The organism is Candidatus Chlorohelix allophototropha (assembly GCF_030389965.1).
Classification (GTDB): domain Bacteria; phylum Chloroflexota; class Chloroflexia; order Chloroheliales; family Chloroheliaceae; genus Chlorohelix; species Chlorohelix allophototropha.
In genome coordinates this window covers 1,266,362-1,289,177 of sequence record NZ_CP128400.1, presented here as the reverse complement: position 1 = coordinate 1,289,177, position 22,816 = coordinate 1,266,362, and the positions used below count along the sequence as shown (strand labels likewise).

Sequence of the window (22,816 nt, the reverse complement as noted above, 5' to 3'; positions counted from 1 at the left end):
TAATACCTCTCAGACCTCTATATCGGTAATTTTCTTGATTGCGAAAAAGCCTGCAATAATCATTATAATTCCGCAGATAGGCATACAAAGCCAAGGCCACTTAAACATTCTAGTAATATAGTCTGAGTTGATCAACATCAGCACCGCAGTCAAGGCAAGCGGTAACCCGGACAGAATATAACCAGAATATTGTTGCTGCGCGGTTAATACCGTAATCTCGCCTTTAATACGTACCCGCTCACGAATGGTATGACCGATATTATCCAAAATCTGGGAGAGATTACCACCGACTTCGCTTTGAATATTGATGGCTGTAATCAATAAATCGAGGTCATCGCTGGGTACGCGCCGAAGCATATTTGCCAGTGCCTCGCGACTACTCAGACCTAAACCGACTTCACGAGTGACCCGTTTGTATTCATCCGACATGGGTGCGGGAGCTTCGCGTGCTATCAAATCCATTGATTGCAAAAGGCTGTAACCGGAGCGCAAGGAGTTCGCCATCAGAGTGATAGTATCACCAAGTTGGTTATTAAAGGTTTTCATACGCTTCTTGGCGCGCCTTTTAACGTACATATCAGGTACGTATAACCCCAAAATGCCAACAGCCAGCCCTACTATAAGCGCAAATACCCCAAAACCCCGTCCTAAATACCATCCCAAGAGAACCCCAGCACCCGTTCCGGCGACCTTGAAAAGTAAAAATTCCCCAACGGTTATTTTCAAATCGGCTCTTGCAAGATTACGAGCAATATTGTCGGCAAAATTTCTGCCTTTTAAAACTTTATCAATTCTTTCCGCAACAAGAGCGCGAGTGGCAGATGCGCCGCCCTCTAACTGTCCTTCATCTTTAACAGTTTGCGCAATATCAGTATTGGTAAAACTATCGAGGCGTTCTTTTAGATCGTTATTTTTAGAGCCTCTAAGACGAAACGCCATGAAAATCAGGACGATCGCTACCACAACTACCACTAAAACTATTACCAGGATTGTGGTCTGGTTCATTATTACTTCCCCATCAGATTTAGGCTGGTTTTGGGCGTTACTTAGAATGCCCGCAACTGACTCGCCGAACCAAAAGTATCAGGTGGTAAGAAGATGTTATGCTGCTCGAATTTTTCAACACAACGCGGTTGAACTCCGGTTGGCTTCAATTGCCCAATAATTTTCCCGTTTTCATCCACGCCGGTTTGCTCGAAACGGAAAATTTCCTGTAATTTGATAATATCACCTTCCATACCATCCACTTCGGCGATACTGGTGATTTTGCGGGAACCGTCTTTTAAACGCTCCTGCTGTACAATCATATTTACAGCCGAGGCAACTTGCTCTCGGATTGCGCGTACCGGCAAATCCATACCTGCCATTAAGCACATTGTTTCGGTACGGCTCAATGCATCTTTAGGACTGTTAGCGTGTAAAGTTGTCAGCGAACCATCATGACCAGTATTCATTGCCTGAAGCATGTCCAGCGTTTCACCGCTACGGCACTCCCCGACTACTATTCTGTCGGGGCGCATTCGGAGGCAGTTAATTACCAAATCTCGAATGGTTACTTCGCCTTTACCTTCAATATTTGCCGCCTTAGATTCAAGGGTGATCACATGATCTTGGCGTAACTGCAATTCAGCGGCGTTTTCAACCGTAACAATTCGTTCATCATCCGGAATAAAACCGGAAAGCACGTTCAATAGCGTCGTTTTACCTGACCCAGTACCGCCTGATACTACAATATTCATACGCGCTAGCACTGCGGCTCTTAAGAAATCGGCGATACGTGTAGTCAAAGAGCCATAACGTACCAAGTCCTCAATTGTCAAAGGCTTTTTGCTGAATTTTCGGATAGTAACTACTGGTCCTATCAGCGAAAGAGGCGGAATAATGATATTAACACGGCTACCATCGGGCAAACGCGCATCTACCATTGGCGAGCTTTCATCTACGCGACGACCAATCGGAGAAACGATACGCTCGATAATGCGCATCAGATGCTGGTCATCCTTGAACTTTACCTCGCTTTTAACCAACTTGCCTTTTCGCTCAACATAAACTGATTTGGGACCGTTTATCATTACTTCAGTAACGGTTTCATCTCTTAGTAGGATTTCCAGAGGACCATAGCCTAAAATCTCAGCAAGGATTACATCTAGAAGAAGGGATTTTTCAGCCCGGCTTAATGTGACACCTTGCGTTTCAAGTAGCACTTCTTGAAAAATATCATCGGTAATTGTTCTTACTTGGCGCTCTTCTGTAGGCGAAATCTTTCGGCGCTCAAGTTCGGCTACCAAACGTTCCTGAACCTTGCCCTTAAGTTCATAGGTTATCTTATCCTGTTTTGAAACCTGCTCAACGACAGTACGATCAAACCTAGATACTGATTTTTGTTCTTGCTCACGAACTGTTGGGGCACTATTGCTCGAAGGTGTGGCGGCATTTCCGGCATTTCCAGAAGCGCCTTTATCATTGTTATCTCCAGTACCAATACGCCTTAGTAACACTGAACCACCTCACAAAGACCCTTTTACAACTTCAACTGACCCAAGATAGAGAGTTATTGGAACTACTATTTTTTCCCACCAAATAAACCAAATAAGCCACGTTTCGGAGTACTAGCACCGTTCTTAACTACCGCTTTATCCGCCCGTTCATTGAGAGTCTGATCAATAATGCGATGGGCTATAGCCTCAATACCTTTGGAAAACGGATTATTAGGGTCATCTAACACCAAAGGCGTACCCTGATTTATAGAAAGAGTTACAGTAATACCACTGCTAGGTATTGTGGCAGCTACCGGGTGCTGTATCGTAGACTCAATGCTTTCTATTTTTAGTCCATGTTTTGAGTCAACTCGGTTTAGGATCAATACAATTTTGTCTCGCGAATATTCAAGAATCTCGGCAACTTCAAGAAAAAGTCGGATATCCTTAATTGCAGGCATTTCCAACGTCATAATCGTAAGGATGGTATCGCTGGTATCAAGAATCGCCAGTTGGGTCTCATCCTTTAGTGAGGGGAAAGTATCCACAAATACATAATCGAAATTACGCCGCAATTCCTGTAAAATACGGGTAATTTCATCGGCGGTAATCAGTTCGGCTTGATCTGGTTTAGGCGGAGCCAGCAACACTCTAACCTGACTGCTGTGTGACATCATCACATCATTAAGCAATTGCGCGTCTAATTGGTCAGCCCTACCCTGCAAATCACTGATGGTTTTCACAGGTCGCACATCCAGCATCATGCTGACATCGCCAAAGAAAAGGCTGCCATCAACTAACGCAACACGCTTTTTGCTAATTTGTTTGACTGCTACCGCTAGATTAGAAATGATAACGGTGCGACCAACTCCCCCTTTGGGGCTAAAAATACTGATTACCTTACCCAGTTCTTCCTGAGAACCACCATCAGCGCTAGGCGTTCCGGCTACCGGATAAGCGGCTGCCGTCGGGAAGCGACGACGCGAAACTTCGCTGCTATAAACGTGCCTGATACTGCTGATTAACTCATCGCCGGAAAAGGGTTTTACCAAAAACTCGCTAGCGCCTGCCCGCATTGCCCTTCGCAAGTAATCCTGCTCACCTTGAACCGACATCATTATTACTGCTATGTTTGGCAGGTTTTGCTTGATACGTTCTGTTGCAGTTATGCCATCCATATCAGGCATATTTATATCCATTAGAACAATATCAGGCTGGAGTTTTTTGGCAGTTTCAATACCTTCAAGGCCGCTGGTTGCAGACCCGATTACCTCAATATCTTTCTCAAAATAGAGCAGGTTGATCAGGTTATTGCGAGTTTCGACAATATCGTCAACCACCAACAGACGTATTTTCTGTTGCGAGTCACTCATTACTAGTTTCCCTTAAAAATTATTTGGCGGATCTACACGCTCTTGCTCAATTGAGGTCTTAAGCAAGGTTTCCAGCAAAACGCAACAAAAACTCCCCTTAAAAAGGGTTTTGTAGCCTTAAGTAAAATTTTAGCACCTTTAATAGTGCAAAGCAATAGATTTGCTTTTCAGGCGCTGGTCTATATGACTTTTGTACCATTAGCATTTAAACCTAGTAGGACAGGCGAAGCTATTCTGCCCTCGCCTGTCCTTAGCAAAGTCTCCGCTTTTCCTCGATACTCTCTCAACTTTAAATATTGGGAAGCTGTAGCATGTTTTTCCACCGCTTCCCCTTCATTTTCCTATCGCTGGTTGAGATTTGTAGCAAAGACTGCTTCTGGAATGGGCAACCCGTAGTCCCTGACCAAGGTTCTATAAGTCACACCACTGGTTTTATCAATGGTGATAGAAGGGTCTTGCGGGTTTGTCGGGTCTTGCGGACGAGAGCGCAAAGTGAAATGAATCACCGGAATAGTCGCCAGAATATTGCGGTCGGCGCTAACCTGAGTTTGCACATCCGGGCGAGCACCGGATACTCCTGCAAACACCGAGGCTGAAAGCGCCACACGTGCTTCACGAGTGAACTTCAACACTTCCGCTTCTTGGTCGGTCACTGCCAGCACCAAAATCATAGTAGTGCCAAACTGCCTGCCGCTTTCCTCATAAGGCGGGACGGTAGGCATCGGGGTAGGTGTACCGGGACCTACCGCAATTGAAGTAGGCTGCGGTGCGGGACCCTGATCCAGTCCAATACCCGGAGTAGCGGTAGAGCGAATGGCATCGCCTCGGAACGGTTCAAGCGGCGGACCAAAACGAATTACTTTCAGCACCCGCACGTTTTGCAACACGGTTTTAGTACTGATTTCCAACACTACCGGGCGTGTAGTTGAGGATGAACCACTTGCAGGAGTGCTTCCCGCAGCAGCGGCAGCATTACTACCAGCAACCGCGTTGTTTTCATCGCCCTTGCGCTCAAACACGTAAGTAGCAATCACGTCAACCAAATCGCCTTCAGCAATCAAGCCGGCAGCCGCCGAGAGATCATTAGTGGCATAGGCAAAGGCTTTCTTGCCGGGTTCTAGGCGCTTCTCCGATACCAGTTGTTTCATATAGGTAGAAAAGTTGCCATCCACCAAATCGCCGCTTTTCAATTGCTGTCGCGCTAGGATAGGATTTTTGATAATACGCCCGTAAGCCTGTTCTTTGCTGGTAAGATCATTATCTGGGTCATATTCGGCTCGTGACTTATCAATCAGATCCAAATCATCCGGCAACAGTTGAGTTCCAGCTGACAAGTTGCGAGTTACCACTACCACTTTTACGTTAGCCGTAACCGGAGTGGGAGTCGGACCTGCCGCAGTTGTAGGCAAACCAGCGCCGGGAGTTACGGCTGTTGCGCCACCCGGTAGGGTAGTGGCAACCACGCCCGCATCTGGAGTTGTAGTAGTCTGGTTATTGCGAAGTAGCAAGAAAATAACGCCTGCCGCTACCAGACCAATCAAGAGTATCAGGAGTAGAACTAGCGGTCCACGCCTTCTCATAAATCTGCCCCTTTTCCTTTCCGTTTGTCAATTACAGGAGGAATAGGTTACCCCACTTAGTACCTTTTTAATTAATTTAGTAAGCACATAATTTTGGTTATGTTAATCTGCATATATTATGTCTATTTTAACAAAAGAATGCAATAGGAAAAGTGGACGAATTTATGTCAATTTCAATTTTTCATTATTGGTCAGAAAGCAAGTATAAATGCTGTAAAGGTATAGCCGGTGTGGGCAGCATATTGACCGCAAAACGGGCAAGTAAAGCGGAAAAATTTTGTCCCGGTGTAAGTTGCCCCATTAATACAGGGTGGCTTGCCCCGGTGCATGCCGGTAAATTAGCGGGTCTAGCCCGTAAAAGCTCGTAACCAAAGAGGGCAAAGAAAGCCGCCTCTTTCTGCTTGGCGGGTAAACCAAATTCATCGTGTAGTCTTACTGCCACTTTCCCACCCAACGCCTCAGTTAGAAGCCTTAGCAGGAAAGGGTTGCGCCCACCACCACCGCTTACGATAAGCTCATTAACGCCACCTTCCGGTCCGAATCGTTGCACCGACAACGCGATGCTATGGGCAGTGAGGGCGGTAAGGGTAGCGATTATATCGGCACCGCTCAGGTTACGCTCAGACGCTTCCTCTTTTAATTGAAGCCAATAACTTTCGCTGAACAATTCGCGCCCGGTGGATTTGGGCGGTTGCGTTGCATAGAAAGGGTATGCCAGCAGCTTATCCAGCCACTCATAATCAATTTTGCCGCTTGTCCCCATCTGCCCGTCAATGTCGTAACTCAATGCCCCGGAGGAATAATAAGCAGCGGCGAAGTCGATTAGCACATTACCGGGTCCAGTATCAAAAGCGCGTGCAGTTTCATGCCCACCCCCCGCAGGTAAAAAAGTAACATTGCCAATGCCACCGATGTTTTGCAAGGCGCGGGTTTTGTGCTTGTCCGAGAAAAAAACGTAATCGAAGAAAGAGGCTAAAGGTGCACCTTGCCCATTTACCGCTACATCTGCCACTCTGAAATTTGATGAGGTGGTAATGCCTGTTCTTGCTGCAATTACCGCCGGTTCGGCAATTTGGAGAGTGGAAAGGGGTTTGTCAGCTTCAACTTGATGCCATACGGTTTGCCCATGCGAAGCGATTAGGTCAACCTCACTCGCTTTCACACCCAGTTTACCTAAAAGGTTATTAACCGCTTCGGCAAAAGCCTCGCCCAATGCAAAGTTGAGCATGCACAGTTCCTGAGTAGTGGTTTTTGAGGCACAGGCATCCAGTGTCAACTTTCTTAAACTCGCTTCTAGAGGATGTTCATAGTGACCGAGTACCTTAAAACCTAACTCTCCGGTCTGATTCTCATAGAACTCGACCAGCGCTGCATCAATCCCATCCACGCTGGTACCGCTCATCAAGCCGATTACTTTTGCACTTAGTTCCATCTGGTTAGCCTTTTATCGCGCCCATACGTACCCCTTCCAAGAAGTAGCGCTGGAATAACAGGAAGAAAATAATCATGGGTAAAGCGGCAAGTGACGCACCGGAAAAAATCAAACCATAATCGGTTGCAAACTCAGTTTGCAGACTAGCCACTCCCACCGGCAAAGTTTGCGAAGGCGCTTTTATCAATACCATTGAGGGCCACAGGTAGTCATTCCAGTAGCGCACAAAGGTGAAGATTGCTAACGCACCGATAGCGGGTTTACTTAACGGCGCAATAATACGCCAGAACACGCCCCATTCGCTGCACCCGTCAATACGCCCTGCTTCTTCCAGTTCGGTCGGCAGAGTTTGGATAAACTGGCGCATCAGAAAGATTCCAAAAACGCTGGCTGTACCGGGCATAATCACTGCTAGCAAGTTATCCCGTAGCCCAAAATTCTGTACTACAAAATAGAGTGGAGTGAGCGTAACATGAGGCGGTATCATCAATGTGCTGAGAACCAACCAGAACAGCACGTTGCGCCCGAAAAACTTTTTCTTGGCGAAAGCATAGCCGGATAAGGTATCAAACGCCACGTGGAATACGGTAATCGTCAAAGTTATAACAAAACTATTTATCGCCCAGTTCGAGTAATATTTTGCCTGCGAGAATAGACGATTGAAATTTTCTAGGCTGGCGTTCACCGGGATAATATCAGGTGGGATTTTGATGGTATCTTTTGTAGGAGTCAAAGCCGTCACAAAAAGCCAGTACATTGGAAACAGCGAGATTATAGTGGTGATAATCAATGCCAGCCAAAGCGGCACTTTCCACCAAATGTTCGAAACCGCTTTTGACCTGCCTTTTACATTGACCAATTCTGCCGCCATTTTAATACTCCACGTCACTGCGCAAGAACTTGAACTGAAACACCGAAATGGTAGCGATAATCAAGAACAGCACAATCGCCTGAGCCGAAGCCACTCCGTAATTTAGATTGCTATAAAGCATCTGGTATATCTGGGTCACAATTGTCTGAGTACTATCACCCACCCCGCTCGGCACCATCACATATACTTTTTCAAAAACTTCAAAGCTGGCAATTGTGTACAGCACCACCACATACAGAGTAGTCGGTCGAATCAAAGGCAGCGTGATGCTCCACCATTTACGTACCGGACCTGCCCCTTCAAGCTCAGCCGCTTCATACAAATCTTTGGGAACGCTGCCCATTGCCGCGCTGAATAACACCACGCCTGTAGCTGGCGCAGTAAAAACGGTGGAAAGCACAATACTGTTCAACGCTATATCCGGGTCGGAGAGCCAACGCACCGCGTCTGCTCCAAACAAGCTCAACAGGTAATTCAGAAAGCCCCACTGGGTATTGAACATCCAGCGCCATATAACGGCGATTATAACCGCGCTAGTTACGGCTGGCAGGTAATAGGCTGCTCGGAAAAAGGTTTGAGCATATTTATTCAAGGGCTGAATCAGACTGGCGAGTATCAGCGCAATTAAAATATTAGCGGTGACAGTAAGAATGGCATAATAAGCGGTATTCTTAAGAGCAGTAACAAAAACATAATTCTGAGTGGTAAATGCTTTTACATAATTGTCGAAACCGTTCCAGGTAGTGCCACCGCGCGGTTTAAAATCCTGAAAGCTGATGATGAACGACCAAAACACCGGAAAAAGCGTGAAAATAGCAAAGGTTAGCATACTGGGCAATACGAAAACGTAGCCCCAGCTATTTTTTTTAAAGAACAGCGTGAGGCGTTGCCCCATACTGACCTGACGAACCGGAATTTTACCTGCTTCTAATTGTGCCATCGGTGCATTACCCGCCTGTCACTTAAAGCCCATATCTCCCCTAAAAATGAGGAGATATGGGTTTGATTACTAAATTCGCGAGAAAAGATCAGATGGAATTACTGGGCAGCCAAAAGCTTATTGACTTCCACAGTTGGTTGACCAAGTGCATCTTCCGGCGTCATCTTACCGAAAATAGCATTTTGCAAATTCGGGTGAATCAGCGTGCGGATTTGAGTCCAAGCAGGCAAACTCGGTGTAATCCATGCAGTTGGGGCAATCGGGGCAAAGAAGCTGAAAGGCTCCTGTACAGTCACCGATTTGCGAGCGGCAGGCGCTAGATAATAGCCCGGCACATCCTTCTCAACCCCAGCACTGGTCAGGTATTTCACCAAATCCATGCTCGCAGCTAACCGAGCTTTATCCTTGCTAGCCGCTACTGCAATCAAGCCGATACCGCCAGCCGAAACAGCTTTGCCACTCTTGCCGATTGGCATGTGGATAATCTGGAAATTTACCCCATTCGCCTTCAGGGTAGCAGAGTCACCGCTGGGGCGGCTCCACATCGCCTGCAATTTCTTCTGCATTGCAGTCAGGATGTCATCCAGTTTCTGAGTGCCGAAGTCGGGCGGGGTTACTTTGTGTACTAACGCCAAATCAGTTACCTTCTTCAAACCGCTAATACCTTCAGGGGTGTTAAAAGTGTACTTGGTATTGTCGGCGGAAAGCGGACGAGCGCCATCAGACAGAATGAAGGGCCAAGTGTCAACTAGACCGGGGTCAACCAGTGCACTGTAGCCGTAAACCTTCTCACCGTTAGCGCGGGTGAAAGTCAGTTTCTTAGCAATTTCAACGAATTGGTCATAAGTCCAGCCTTCTTTAGGTAAATCTACGCCCTTTTCCTTGAAAATATCCACGTTCAGATACATAGCAACCGGAGGAACCCACAAGGGCCAAGCATAATACTTGCCGTCAAATTTCACAGTATCGAGCAAACCGGGCAGAATATCGGAGCGGTCTGCATCGGTAATATATTCATCAATCGGAGCAACCGCACCCTGCTTTACCAGCACCGGAAGGCTGTCGTTGGGAATACGGAAAGCATCTACGCCAGAACCAGCCTGTACCGCGTTTACGATTTTGGCAAAACCAGCTTGGTCGGCGGTATAACCAACTACTTCCACTTTAATATCCGGGTTAGCTTTCGTAAAAGCCGCTACCGCAGCATCGGTTGATTTGCTGAAACCGGTGTTCGCGCCCGGAGCATAACCTAGCGCCCAGTAGCTCAAAGTACCCTTGAAACCGCTCTTGCTAACAGACGCGCCCGCAGCCGCAGCGGTGGTGGTGGCAGCAGCAGTCGTTGCCCCGGCAGTGGTGGCAGCAGCGGTGGTGGCAGCAGCGGCAGTCGTTGCAGCGGCGGTAGTGGCAGCAGCAGTTGTTGCAGCTTTGGTAGCAGCAGCAGTTGTTGCCGGAACTGGGGTCGCGGTATTGTCACCGCAAGCTGCCAACACCAGCGTCGTAAACAACGCCAGCGCCACAAACAAACCGATGCGATGATACCGTGGGAACAAGCGTTTGGACATTTTCCCCTCCTTAAGAGATAACTTGTCAACAACAAGACACCATACAGCGATGTCAAGATACTAGAGATTCGGTTAATAAACCAGAAAGTTGCGCCGAAGCGCAATAAAGGATTGTTCTTGTTCTTCCCACTCTTGAAAGAGCAGGCGCAAAGCTGAAAAGTCTCCGGCGCTATTACTTAAAACTAGACGCGGGTTTTCACTACCGATTAGTCTATCAAAGTGCGCGGGTTGCCATTCAAAAACATTTGGGTAGAGCCGCAGCAAAGCCGCGATTATCTCTAAACCAGCCCGCACAATCTGCAATATATTGCTGTTTTCTGTTAGGTGAACCTGTACGCCTCCGCACACTTGCCCCGCAAACCGATCAAAGGTTGGCTTGAAATAGGTTTCCCTGAAATGTAACCCGGCTAAATTTCGGGAAGTTAGTTCCCGTGCCAACAAAAGCGGGTCAACCCATGGTGCGCCAAAGATTTCAAAAGGTCTAGTAGTGCCTCGCCCGGTCGATACATTTGTACCTTCCAGCAAACAAGTACCCGGATAGAGCAGTGCAGTATCCGGTGTAGGCAGATTGGGGGAAGGCATTACCCATGGAAGCCCAGTTTGAGCAAACAGCATTCCGCGCTCCCACCCTTCCATTCTCACCAATTCCAACTGCGCCTTACCTTTTAGAAACAGCGTATTGACCAGTAAAGCCCACTCGCCAATGGTCAAGCCATGTCTCACCGATAGCGGATAGCGCCCTACAAAAGAGCTAAACTGCTCTTCCAAAAGTGGCCCTTCTATTATCTCGCCACCGAGCGGATTCGGACGGTCAATCACCAGCAGCGGCAACGCCACTTGCTCCATCAAAATCCCCAACGTGGTTGGGTAGGTGTAATAGCGCGTCCCTACATCCTGAATGTCGAAAACCAGCGCGTCCAGTTCTTCCAAACTTCCAGCGGGGGGCGCAAATGGATTGGTGGCATTTCCCAGTTCATAATCGTGTTGACGATATAAACTGTACACGGGCGCACCACTGAAACGATCTATTTCCTGCCCCTCTACCGGCAGCGCATCCTGTTCTACCCCGTAATAGCCGTGTTCAGGACCAAAAATAGCAGCTACTTTTCCGCCTAGCGTGGTTATCACTTCGGCAGAACGGCGTAAATTGCAATCAACTCCGGTCTGGTTAGTAACCAACCCAAGCCGCTTGCCATGCACCAGTTGCGCAGTTAGCGCATCTAGCCCACTTCTAACAGTCATTCCCTTACCAAGCGAGCATAAAACTTGTACTTATCGCCCCGATAAACCGACTCGGCATATTCAAGCGGTTGAGCGCGTTCGGTATAGGTAATTCGGCGAATCAGTAGCACCGGGCTACCGGGCGCAATATTGAGCAAACGGCATTCCGACTCTCTGGCAATACCCGCTTCCAGTTCTTGTTCCGCTTCAAGTGGAGTCAATCCGTATTTAGTTTCAAGAACCTGATACAATGAATCGCGCTCAAAATCTTCTTCCAGCAACTTCTCGCAACCGATAAAGCTGATATAGGCTAACTCTACCGCTAACGGCTCACCATCGGCAAGGCGCAACCTTCGTAACTTAAAAACCTGACGACCAAGATTGATACGCAACTTATCCGCCACAGTCTGATCGGCAATATACATTTCCGCGCTCAACACCGTTGCACCGGGACGCTGAGAGCGAGTCTGCATATCCTGGGTAAAGCCGGTCAAACGTATCAATTGCTGAGTAATTTTAGGGCGTGAAACGAAAGTACCCCTGCCCTGCTTGCGGTATAATAAACCTTCCTTCACCAACTCGGAGAGGGATTGCCGCACCGTCATGCGGCTCAAGCCATACTGTTCGGAAAGCTCACGCTCGGATGGTATCTCATCATCCTCTTTCCACTGCCCTGAGACAATACGTTCTCGTATAATCTCGCGTAGTTGGTAATAGCGTGGCATAGTACCAGTTTTGGAAATATTCAATCCCATATATATTGGGTCGATTCTTGTTGTGTGGACTAGATGTATATACCAGTTAATTTTATTATAACTCAGAGGTATAGATTGTCAAGCCTTACACCCTTGTTTTTCAACGCACCTCTTTAGCCTAAAATTGGACTAGCCTCTACTAATATAGTAAAATCCGCTGAAACAAATACTGGAGTAAAGGCGTTTTAATTGAAAAGCGAGTTTGAAATTTACTCAAGCAGAAGATGGCAATAGACGAACAGAACCCCCTCTACACTCAGACCGACGAATTACCGCCGGATACTGTCATAGAATCTGGACTGGATAGCGGGTATTCCCATTCCCGCCCACCCTCCAAGCGATTTTATGTCCATCGCTTTGGTGGTTTTACTTTCAAGCTAAATCTTGAGGTCTTACTCTACCTTATAATAATTATTTTCGCTCTATTCACCCGCTTCGCCGACCTTGATAGCCGCGCCCTGCACCATGATGAAGGTGTTCACGCCTACTATTCCTATCAATATTATATTGGCGGGGGCTATGAGCAAGAACCTTGGAAACATGGACCATTGCTGTATCATGTTACGGCAGCGACTTTCTGGCTTTTTGGCGACTCCGTAACAACGGCACGCTTCCCCTCCGCCGCTCTGGGCGTAATAATGGTGCTATTACCACTACTCATACGGCGCGAATTGGGACGTTGGGGGGCTTTGAGCGCATCTTTTCTGCTGGCGATTTCTCCTCTATTCCTTTACTACAGCCGCTTTATTCGTGAGGATATTTTCGTAGCAGTAATCTCATTATTGCTGGTAGGCTTTATCTTTCGGTTCATCGACAAGCCCGGAAGATCCCACTTTTATCTGCTTATGGCTTCGTTGGCGCTACTCTTTTGCACCAAAGTTATCAGCTTCTTCTATGTCGCCTTGTTTGGTGGTTTTTTGTTCGCATGGCTCTGTTGGCAACTTGCCCCACGCCTATTAGTAATAATCGGAATATATTTGCTGGTAGCATTGGCAGGTTTTAGTTTTCTGGCAGGGTTTTACCCGCTACCGCCAATCCCCTCGGATAATCCCAATCCCGATGCTTTGAAAACCTATGTATATCAGGTTTTGTCACATCCCCTAGTCTGGGCTGCCTTGATATTGGGGATAATCGGCTTGGTGTTGATATATTACGCCTTCAAGGAAGTAGCGGTAAATCGTCGGAATTATTTCACCCGCATGGGACTGGTAAATTCAACCTATCGAGCTTCCACTGCTCTTTTCATGCCATATGAACCAGGTACGGTTGCTTATGCGGTGGGTTGGTTGGGACGACGTTGGAAAGTAGTAGGGGTGGGCTTCGCGCTGGCTTTCGGTATATACAGTGCCTTTTATACCGGCTTTTTCAGTAGTCCGGCACAAGGTGAGGTTGGGTTATTATCCACGCTGTTCTACTGGATGGCACAGCAAGGGGTAGAGCGGGGCGCGCAACCTTGGTATTATTATATGCTCACCTTGCCGCTATATGAACCGCTGGCGTTAATGTTTGGCTCTATCAGCGGCATACTCATCCTCTGGCAAACAATACGCTTTGGAACACGACGTAAAATCCGCCGGGAAATAATTCCGTCATCCGATATACCAGATGTAGAAAATGATGACGAACTGGACGCACCCGTAGGCACTATGGCTGAAACGGTCTCACGCCCACGTTGGCAAGTTCGCGAAACCAGTACCAGTATCAAAGGTAATAGCCTCTTACCCGGAGAAAGACAAAGACTCCCACATCCCTATTTTGCCCCTCTATTCTTGCTAACTTGGGCTATCGGAAATTTCATCTTTTTAAGTTGGGCAGGGGAAAAAATGCCCTGGCTGACTATACATCTGGCATTGCCATTCATTCTTTTAACCGCTTACCTGTGCCAAAGTGTGTTTGGTGGAATAGATAAATATCTTAGCGGAGCAGAATCGCGCGAACTGATAATTTACAAATTTCGCAGCGTTCATTTCTTCTGGATATTGACGGGTTTGCTTTTGTTCGTAGGTGTACTTGGTTACACAATCACCATGAATGTGAATGTAAACTCCGCAATTTCGCAGCCGCGGAGTTCCCAAGCACTACTATGGATTCCGCTAATTCTCTCTATATTTCTGCTCATCAGCGGGAGTATATTGCTGGGTAGTCGAATAGCCTTTTATGCCGTAGGGTTGGTTGCCTTTGGTTTAATGTCATATTTCACCCTACACACCGCTTTTGCCTATGCCTATGTATATGCGGATGTTCCACAGGAAATCGGGATTTATACCCAAACTTCGCCCGATGTAGTACGGGTGGTTAAAGAGATTAACACGGTCGCAAATGTTTTACCGCAGCGTTACCGTACTCCCATTATGTATGACAACGATGCACGCACCCCGCTCGATTTCTATTTGCGGGATTTTACCAATCGTAATGTTGTCAAAGATTTTAGCGCGCAAGCCCTTTCACCAAATGGAATTGATAAGCTTTCAACTTACCCAATAATCATTGCTTTTACCGACAAGCGCACCTTGTTGGAACCACAACTTGGTGATCGCTATGAGCGATATACTTATTCTTTCCGTGCATGGTTCGGTGAGGAAACCTACCGTAATTTTGTTCCTATCGCCGATAAGGAAATTGAGTTTCTAACCGGAAAAACCAACCAAACTACGGTGCGTGACAACGTAGGACAGGTCGCAGTAGCCAAGGGCGAAGTGATGAACGCCGACAAATTGCAATCATTGCGTACTACCAAAGGGATATTGGATAAACTCTACAACGGTAATGGTGGCAATAGCTGGATTCTAAATACCAGCCTGTTAGTTTCAGGTGTTAGCAAAGAATTGCAGGGAGATGATTTCTCTCGTCTGTGGCGTTATGTAGTTTTCCGCGAAGTGGTACAACCAATCGGCACCCTCGATTTTGATTTATATATCAGTAAGGATATTCTGGCGCTTTACCGTCAGTATGGTGATTTGGTCGAAAGACCGTTAGACCGTTCATAAAGCAGGATATGTCAAAATCTTACGCAAATAGAATAGATACCCCTGAACAATTTAATGGCGATATCGAAGAAAAGCTACAGCCTAGCGCCCTAGATCGGGTACTGGCTTTTGGTTGGCTTAACTGGGAGAGTATCCTGTGGATAGCGATTATTGTGCTGGCAATAGCAAGCCGATTCGCTTCACTTGATCTAAAAGCCATACACCATGATGAATCTATCCATGCCAAGTGGAGCTATGATATGTTCAAGGGAACATTTATCTATCGCTATGACCCCACTTGGCACGGACCTTTGCTTTATTACTTAGTCAGCGCTTCTTTTATGCTTTTCGGCGGCGATAACGAAACAACCGCCCGTTTGATGCCTGCTCTTTTCGGAATAGCCACTGTTTCTATATGCTGGTTTCTGCGCCCACTTTTAGGACGTTTCGGCGCATTGTTCGCCGGCACGCTGGTGTTAATTTCACCAACTATTCTGTATTTCAATCGTTCTCTACGACACGACTCTTTTGCGCTTTTCGGCGAGCTACTCTTTGCAATTGGCGTTTTCCGCTTTCTGCAAAGCCGCAAATGGCTCTGGATGGCATGGGCAGGGCTAGGATTGGCTATCACCTATGCCAGCCACGAAATGGTTTTCCTCAATACTGTCATTCTTGTATCGTGGCTAGGTTTGGCATTTGTAGTGGAATTGGTAACACTCCCAAAAGAGGTAAAAAACCGCATCGCAAAGCGTATTACCGAACGATTACAAGAAATTAAAAAAAAGCCGGAACAGTCGCCTGAGCAAACTAAACGTGCCATCATCACCGATGGCGAACTGGATGAGCCTGAAATAACACCCCAAGAAATAGCTGTTTCTGAAGAAGCTCCAACACTCGAACCGCAGAACGTCAACCTTCCGGCAGAGCAAGAAATTCTCGCGCCTGCACCGCTCTCGTGGTGGCGAGCTTTGCTAATTTATACCCCGGCAGGCTGGTTTGGCTTCTCTTATACCCTCGCCGGGACTTTATTGCTTGCTACACTTGTGAGTCTGCGTTTTGCGCTTACGCCAAAAAACCCGATCCTGCCTAATAACGGCATCCCAAAAGGGAATCTCTTTCTAATAGGACCAGAAGTGGATAAGTGGCTGGCTTATGTCGTCAACGGTGCGTTATTGGGCATCGCGTTAGGATTGGTAGCGGGTTGGTTAGTTTCGCTGGCGGACGTTGCAGAAGACGACAAGTTTGCGGGTAGCGCGGCTTTGCGTGGAGCTATACGCATCTTCCGCCAACCAAAAGCTATCGCCGCTTTCTTCATTGCCTTTGCTCTAATATATATACCTTTATTTGGAAACTTCTTTACCTATATTCCGGGTCTTGCCGATGGAATCTTCCGAGGCGTGGAATATTGGGCAAGCGTACATAATAGCCGCCGCCTCGATCAACCTTGGTTCTATTACCCGATGCTGATGATGTTGTATGAAACTTTGCCTTTCCTGTTAAGCCTAGTTGCGCTGGTTATAATTCCGGTGGCTTGGTTCAGGCGTTCTATGGGCAAGGGGCAACTCATATTCAGTGTAAAGGGGTTGTTCGCAGGTTATACACTGTGGTGGAGTGGGTTGGCAATGGTGATGTATTCCATCGCCGGAGAAAAAGTGCCATGGCTCAATATGCAGGTTGCCTTGCCTGCTATCCTCGCTGCCGGAGTGCTGGTGCAACGAACGGTACAAAGGGTTGATTGGCGCAGCGTGGTCAAACCCTCGCAGGGCTTGCTATTCGGGGCGCTTTTCATTCTAATGTTTGCGGGCATAGCAGTGATAATCGGACAACTTATCGGTATCGGAGAACTGGGTAGCACCGTTACCCCGGCTGACGGTACTACCATAGAAAGCTCCCGACTTTACCGTACCCTAGAAACTATACTGGTACTGATTGTACTAGTGCTTTTATTCTATTTCGCACTGAAACTCTGGCGAAGTGGACGTATCGCAGGAAAAACCATGCGGGCGGTAATCTTAACAATCGTGGTTTTAGCGCTTGGCGGCTACGGGTTAAAGTCTAGCATTGCCGCTAATTACGAGCACCCAGATAGTGCAGTAGAACCCTTAGTGCAGGTACAAACTGCGCCGGACGTGGTGCTTTTCACCAAACGATTGGAGAGACTGGCGCGAGATGCCCGCGATCAATTCCGCACTACACCACCTACACCCGGCACAACCACCCAAGCGGCTGACCCTGCCGGTATAAAAGGGCTACCTATACTGGTTTCTAATGAAGTGGCGTGGCCGTTAGTCTGGTATTTAAGAAGCTATACCGATGTGGGTTATTTTACCCCTAATGATGATATTACCCAGACCGATGTGGAAGCACTGCCCTTAAAAGACAGTCGCGGCAATCCTTATGCGGTGATTGCGATTCAACTATCCGAAGATCAAACCAAACTTCAAGCAGCATTAAAAGGTCAGTACACCCGCTATCAAATTCGTTTTCGCTGGTGGTTCCCAGAGGATGCTAATGGTTATGGAAGCATTGGCATAGTTCCACCGGGAAGTATCGCGCCGGATTTAGATAAGAAAAAAATTCAGAACACTGACTGGGGCAAGCTATGGGACACCTTCACCAAACAGCCTAGTGCCGATCAAATGTGGCGCTACATTATGTATCGGGAGTTAGCTACAACTCCGGGTCAAGTAGACCTGGTTTATTACATTCGCAATGAGCTTGAACCTGATTTGCCTCTAGTAAGCAATACTCCCCCTGCAACGGTAAGCCCGCAACCAACCGAAACGGCGACAAACGGTGTTTTCGATATGACCACCTCCAAACAAGCCGGAACGAGCAATGGGCAATACCGTTTGCCGCGTACCCTGACGGTCGCACCCAATGGCGATTTTCTGGTATTGGATAGCGGGAACGGGCGAGTGCAGCGGTTTTCCGCAGATGGGAAATTTCTCTCTAAATTCGGGAAAGCCGGTTCAGATGATGGGCAATTCGCCTTGATACAGTTAAGCACCGGTTCACCTGCCACCTCCAACGAACAAAACGACGGCGGACCTGGTGGCATTGCCGTAGACGAGGATGGGAATATTTATGTAGCCGATACGTGGGGCTACAGGATTGAGAAGTTTGACGCTAACGGTAATTTCTTGCTCAAATGGGGAGAGGGTATGAATTCGCGCAACGACCCGGCGCAAGCCCTACAAAACCCCAAAGGCTTTTATGGTCCGCGTGGACTCTTTTATGATCGTAACCGCAAAGAACTCTACGTGGCGGATACCGGAAATCGTCGAATCGTGGTTTTCGATAAAAATGGAGTCCCACTCAGGCAGTTTGGTACTTCCGGTTCAGCTCCCGGTCAATTCGATGAACCTACCAGCGTAGCAGTATCTGATGCTGGAAAAGTGTTTGTTACCGACCTGCATAACAAGCGAGTTCAGGTTCTCGATTTGGATGGTAAATATCTAAGTGAAATTACGATTCCCTATTGGCATGAACAACCCCTTAGCGAACCGTATATAACGTTGGATAAAGCAGGAAACGCCTATATCAGCGATGCAGCCAATGCCACAATTTATCGTATTGGGAAAGATGACCAGGAGTTAGGAATTATAAACGATAGTGCGCTTATAAATCCGTTGGGTTTAGTGATTGGCAACGATGGTAATCTGTATATTGCAGATGCAAAACGGCATTCTATTATAAAATTATTGCTTTAAGCGAGCTTTGTTGTTAAAATATCTTTTACTTGTATAAAGTAGGTTATATAAAAGGTTCTGTAGTAAATCAGTGGTAATACAATGACTCAGAAAATAAATGCAATAGATCATGTACACATATGCCCTAAATATGAAAAAGCTATTTCTATATTAGGAAAACGTTGGACAGGACTTATTATTAAGGCTTTAATGGATGGTTCTTTGCGGTTCAATGAACTATTGAAAATCGTGGGTACTGTCAGCGACCGGGTTCTTACCGAGCGACTCCGCGAACTAGAGGCAGAAGGTTTGTTGGAACGTCTTGTTCATCCCGAATCGCCTGTTCGAATCGAATATATGCTAACCCCTAAAGGTCGCTCAATGGAACAAGTATTAGATGCTCTCCAAAATTGGGCGAACAAATGGGTTAGTTACGAGCCAAGTGAAAATGCACACACCTTTGAAGAAGTCTCAGATATAACAGCGCAAAGCTAATTTCATTTAACCTGATTACAAAAGGAGGCAGCGCTATTGCTGCCTTTTTTGTTTCTTATCCTACATATATGCTTTTAATGATAGCTTTGAGGTAGCCCTGCGGCGTTCAATTCGTCGGAAGGTAGCTTCCAACAATTGGTTTAAAAAGCCTGCGCCTTCACGATCCTTAGTAACAAAATGGTCTGCACCTGCTTTATATGCCTCATTCATTGTTGAAAGGCGCGTCTGTGCGCTGAACATCAACACTGGAATCGTGCGAATCCATTCAACTTGGCTTTGATGTTTGAGCCTTTTACATACCTCAATACCATCCATGCGCGGTATGTTCAGATCAAGTACGATTACATCAGGATGAAAACTTGCTACTGCTTCAAGTCCCTTCATCCCATCATACGCTAACACAACTATGTAACCCTGCTTCTCTAATTCCCTTTTAAGTACAATAGCCTGTGTCAGACTATCTTCAATGACCAGTACTTTCTTTTCCATGGCTTAGCCTTGCTTGTTGCATTAAATTACTGAGACAACTCATCGAGGATTTACGCTGACAAACTAGCATCAGATTTATATTCACTCACACTACCATTGTCGATGAGCTTACAAGTGAGGTCAATAGCCATATTAGCTATATAGACATGGTACCATATGGCTATTAAGAACAAGTTTTCCAGATAAATAAGCAGAATGTTATAATACTTATCGAGGTCTGGAGCATAACCAATGACAATGCAGGTTGAAAGATTGACTGAAACCAGCTTACCTTTACCTCCCGCCGATTCGGGGGAACCACAAAAAGCTCGCCTATATGCCGAGGTAGCGGCTGAATCACAAGGTACTCTCCTTAGTGGGCTAACCTATAGTGTGCCAAAAGAGTTTGAGGAATTCATTCAGCCGGGGCAACTGGTGTGGGTTCCGCTTCGCAAACGTCAAGCACAAGGCATCGTGCTAAGTTTGGGCGAACAGCAACCCGATTTTCCTACCCGCGACCTATTAGAAATCGTAGATCAACGCCCCCTACTGGCTACTTACCAGCTAAAACTGGCACGCTGGCTCTCTGAATATTATTGTGCAGGACTTTACGAGTGCGCCGTTTTAATGCTCCCTTCGGGTTTTACTAGATACGCTAAACCAACTTTGATACTGGCAAACGAAGCTCGAGAGGGGCTATTACCTACTGGGCTAAACCAGAACGAGTATTTCCTAGTCGAGTTATTGCGCCAGATGCTTGGCGAGCGTACCGTTGAACCCGAGGAGGAGGAAGAGACAGGCGAAGTACTGTTGAGCGATGCCCAGAAGGCGTATAACGCAAAACGAGCAAAATCGGGTTTTGAAAAAGCAGTTAAGTGCCTAGAAGAGTATAAATTGGTAAAGCGGGGTTTCTTCTTACCGCGCCCCGGTATCAAACCCCAAATAAAACTGTTTGCCCGTCTATCTCCGCTGATTTCACTGGAAGACGAAAGCTTGCTAAAAAAACTGGCACGCGCTAAAAAGCAGAAAACTGTACTGGAGTATATTAACACTTCCGCAGAACTGGACTACCTGTTACCAGCAGACGAAATCTGCGAAGCAACCGGAGTACAGCCAGCTTTTTTGCGAGCTATGGCTGAGAAGGGTTTGCTAGAAGTAGAGGAACGAGAAGTCAGACGTGACCCGCTGGCGAATCGCCCACAGCGAGAACGCGCCGAAGAACCCCCAATCCTCACCTACCGACAAGCGCAAGTATGGCGGGAACTGCTGGATGGTCTTCAAACCCCCGGCTATAAAACTTACCTGTTACATGGAGTAACGGGCAGCGGAAAAACCGAACTCTACCTACGGGCTATCGCGCGAACCTTGCGGGAGGGCAAACAAGCAATCGTACTGGTTCCTGAAATCGCGCTCACTGCCCAGACGGTAGATCGCTTTGCTGCTCGCTTTCCCGGTAAAGTGGCGGTTAAGCATAGCAAACTTTACCCCGGTGAGGCTTACGATGAGTGGCGGCGCACCCGTGAAGGTGAAGCGCAAATTGTTATAGGGGCACGCAGCGCAGTTTTTGCCCCATTGGTCAATCCCGGACTGATAATTATAGATGAGGAGCATGAAGGTAGCTACAAGCAGGACGAATCCGAGGGTAGGCTCGGCATGCCGCTGTACAATGCGCGGGAGGTGGCATGTGAAATCGGACGGTTGACCGGAGCAAAGGTTATCCTTGGCAGCGCAACCCCAGCCATTGAGAGCTATTTCCGAACGCAAATGGGTGAATTTAAGCTGCTGGAATTGCCCGACCGAGTTGCAGCGCCGCAGTCAGCCACCGAAACATCCTTTGATAAAACTGTCGGTACACTTCCACTACCCCCTATCCAGATTGTAGATCTGCGTCAAGAATTAAAGTCGGGCAATACCAGCATATTCAGCCGAGTTCTGCGACAGCAACTCAAACAAACCTTGGAACGAGAGCATCAGGCAATCCTTTTTTTGAACCGGCGGGGAACTGCCACCGTTGTAATGTGCCGAGATTGCGGTTATAACGAGCAATGCCCGGATTGCGAAACACCGTTGGTATGGCATGCCGACCTTGAAATATTAATCTGTCATCGCTGTGGGCGACATGCGCCCCATCCGGTACGTTGCGCCAACTGTAATAGCCAGCGCATTCGATATTTCGGAACAGGCACAAAGCGGGTGGAAGAAGAAGTTTTAAAACTCTTTCCCCAAGCGCGGGTTTTGCGCTGGGATCAGGATACCATTGGGGAAGGTGGCAGGGATAGTTACCAAACCCTTTACGATAAAATGGCAAATCACGAAGCGGATATTCTGGTTGGTACGCAAATGATAGCCAAAGGGCTAGACTTGCCGCTGGTTTCGCTGGTAGGCGTAGTAACTTCCGATACCGGCTTATACTTGCCCGATTTCAGAGCAACCGAACGCACCTTTCAAATTCTCACTCAGGTAGCGGGCAGGGCTGGTCGTCGTGCCGGTTCAAATGGAGTTGCCCGCGCTATTCTCCAAACCTATACTCCAGATCAGTATGCAATACAGGCTGCCAGCCGGCATGATTACATCTCTTTCTATCGACAAGACCTTGAGTTCAGGGCGCAAAGATTATACCCACCCTTTTGCAAGCTCATCAAGTTTGTATACGCCTACCCTAAAGAAGAACGTGCCCAGCTTGAAATTAAGCGAGTAGCCTCCGATTTGAAATTCCAATTTAACGAACTGGATATCCCACCCGAAAGTTGGAGCATGGTAGGACCTGCCCCCTCTTTCCAGCGAAAGTATAAGGGTTTGTATCGCTATCAATTTGTTTTGCGTATCCACCGTCCCGAAAGCTTTCCACCGGACGAGGCTGAACTAGCTATGCGACATGTTATAATGCGCCTGCGCCCCCAACTTGTACATGGTTGGACTTTAGACGTTGACCCACAAAATATGCTGTAATATAATTTCAGTAGAGGATATTATTCAAATTTATA

At 47.2% G+C, this 22,816-nt stretch carries 15 protein-coding genes; 4 read left to right on the top strand and 11 right to left on the bottom strand.

Going from position 1 to position 22,816, the window contains the following annotated elements; translation table 11 throughout:
• Positions 1 to 9: 9 nt before the first annotated feature.
• The 10 genes from OZ401_RS18120 to OZ401_RS18075 all read right to left on the bottom strand — a co-directional run bounded on the left by OZ401_RS18120 (position 10) and on the right by OZ401_RS18075 (position 12,211).
• On the bottom strand, positions 10 to 1,005 hold the full coding sequence (locus OZ401_RS18120) for a type II secretion system F family protein (RefSeq protein WP_341469928.1): 996 nt from the start codon (positions 1,003 to 1,005) through the stop codon (positions 10 to 12).
• Between the two features lie 41 nt (positions 1,006 to 1,046).
• Positions 1,047 to 2,498 carry a TadA family conjugal transfer-associated ATPase gene (locus tag OZ401_RS18115; RefSeq protein ID WP_341469927.1) on the bottom strand — a complete coding sequence of 484 codons (1,452 nt, stop codon included), beginning with the start codon at positions 2,496 to 2,498 and terminating at the stop codon, positions 1,047 to 1,049.
• A 65-nt stretch (positions 2,499 to 2,563) separates the two neighbouring features.
• Positions 2,564 to 3,850 carry a CpaE/TadZ family protein gene (locus tag OZ401_RS18110; protein ID WP_341469926.1) on the bottom strand — a complete coding sequence of 429 codons (1,287 nt, stop codon included), beginning with the start codon at positions 3,848 to 3,850 and terminating at the stop codon, positions 2,564 to 2,566.
• 341 nt (positions 3,851 to 4,191) lie between these two features.
• Positions 4,192 to 5,430 (bottom strand): Flp pilus assembly protein CpaB, encoded by a 1,239-nt coding sequence (gene cpaB / locus OZ401_RS18105; protein WP_341469925.1) that lies wholly within the window; start codon positions 5,428 to 5,430, stop codon positions 4,192 to 4,194.
• Positions 5,431 to 5,614: 184 nt separating this feature from the next.
• Positions 5,615 to 6,862, bottom strand: a complete 1,248-nt coding sequence (locus OZ401_RS18100; RefSeq protein ID WP_341469924.1) for an anhydro-N-acetylmuramic acid kinase — start codon at positions 6,860 to 6,862, stop codon at positions 5,615 to 5,617.
• Positions 6,863 to 6,866: 4 nt separating this feature from the next.
• Positions 6,867 to 7,733: a carbohydrate ABC transporter permease gene (locus OZ401_RS18095; RefSeq protein ID WP_341469923.1), complete on the bottom strand. Its 867-nt coding sequence runs from the start codon at positions 7,731 to 7,733 to the stop codon at positions 6,867 to 6,869.
• A 1-nt stretch (position 7,734) separates the two neighbouring features.
• A complete protein-coding gene (locus tag OZ401_RS18090; RefSeq protein WP_341469922.1) occupies positions 7,735 to 8,673 on the bottom strand; it encodes a carbohydrate ABC transporter permease in 939 nt (312 codons plus the stop codon).
• Between the two features lie 98 nt (positions 8,674 to 8,771).
• Positions 8,772 to 10,235: an ABC transporter substrate-binding protein gene (locus OZ401_RS18085; protein ID WP_341469921.1), complete on the bottom strand. Its 1,464-nt coding sequence runs from the start codon at positions 10,233 to 10,235 to the stop codon at positions 8,772 to 8,774.
• A gap of 72 nt (positions 10,236 to 10,307) precedes the next feature.
• Positions 10,308 to 11,477, bottom strand: coding sequence for an exo-beta-N-acetylmuramidase NamZ family protein (locus OZ401_RS18080; RefSeq protein WP_341469920.1), 1,170 nt, complete (start codon positions 11,475 to 11,477; stop codon positions 10,308 to 10,310).
• The gene (locus OZ401_RS18075; RefSeq protein ID WP_341469919.1) at positions 11,474 to 12,211 is read right to left on the bottom strand and encodes a GntR family transcriptional regulator; all 738 of its coding nucleotides are present in this window, start codon (positions 12,209 to 12,211) and stop codon (positions 11,474 to 11,476) included. The genes OZ401_RS18080 and OZ401_RS18075 overlap by 4 nt, the downstream gene beginning before the upstream one ends.
• Positions 12,212 to 12,435: 224 nt before the next feature.
• Between OZ401_RS18075 and OZ401_RS18070 the strand changes: the two genes are divergently transcribed.
• The 3 genes from OZ401_RS18070 (at position 12,436) to OZ401_RS18060 (ending at position 19,364) form a co-directional block, all read left to right on the top strand.
• Positions 12,436 to 15,198, top strand: coding sequence for a flippase activity-associated protein Agl23 (locus OZ401_RS18070; RefSeq protein WP_341469918.1), 2,763 nt, complete (start codon positions 12,436 to 12,438; stop codon positions 15,196 to 15,198).
• Positions 15,199 to 15,206: 8 nt separating this feature from the next.
• Positions 15,207 to 18,890 (top strand): flippase activity-associated protein Agl23, encoded by a 3,684-nt coding sequence (locus tag OZ401_RS18065; protein ID WP_341469916.1) that lies wholly within the window; start codon positions 15,207 to 15,209, stop codon positions 18,888 to 18,890.
• A gap of 81 nt (positions 18,891 to 18,971) precedes the next feature.
• Positions 18,972 to 19,364, top strand: coding sequence for a winged helix-turn-helix transcriptional regulator (locus OZ401_RS18060; protein ID WP_342399003.1), 393 nt, complete (start codon positions 18,972 to 18,974; stop codon positions 19,362 to 19,364).
• 60 nt (positions 19,365 to 19,424) lie between these two features.
• Here OZ401_RS18060 and OZ401_RS18055 read toward each other — a convergent pair whose 3' ends face one another.
• The gene (locus OZ401_RS18055) at positions 19,425 to 19,853 is read right to left on the bottom strand and encodes a response regulator transcription factor (RefSeq protein ID WP_341469915.1); all 429 of its coding nucleotides are present in this window, start codon (positions 19,851 to 19,853) and stop codon (positions 19,425 to 19,427) included.
• 231 nt (positions 19,854 to 20,084) lie between these two features.
• On the opposite strand from OZ401_RS18055, the gene priA reads away from it, so the two are divergent.
• Positions 20,085 to 22,781, top strand: coding sequence for a replication restart helicase PriA (priA, locus tag OZ401_RS18050; RefSeq protein WP_341469914.1), 2,697 nt, complete (start codon positions 20,085 to 20,087; stop codon positions 22,779 to 22,781).
• Positions 22,782 to 22,816 lie beyond the last annotated feature (35 nt).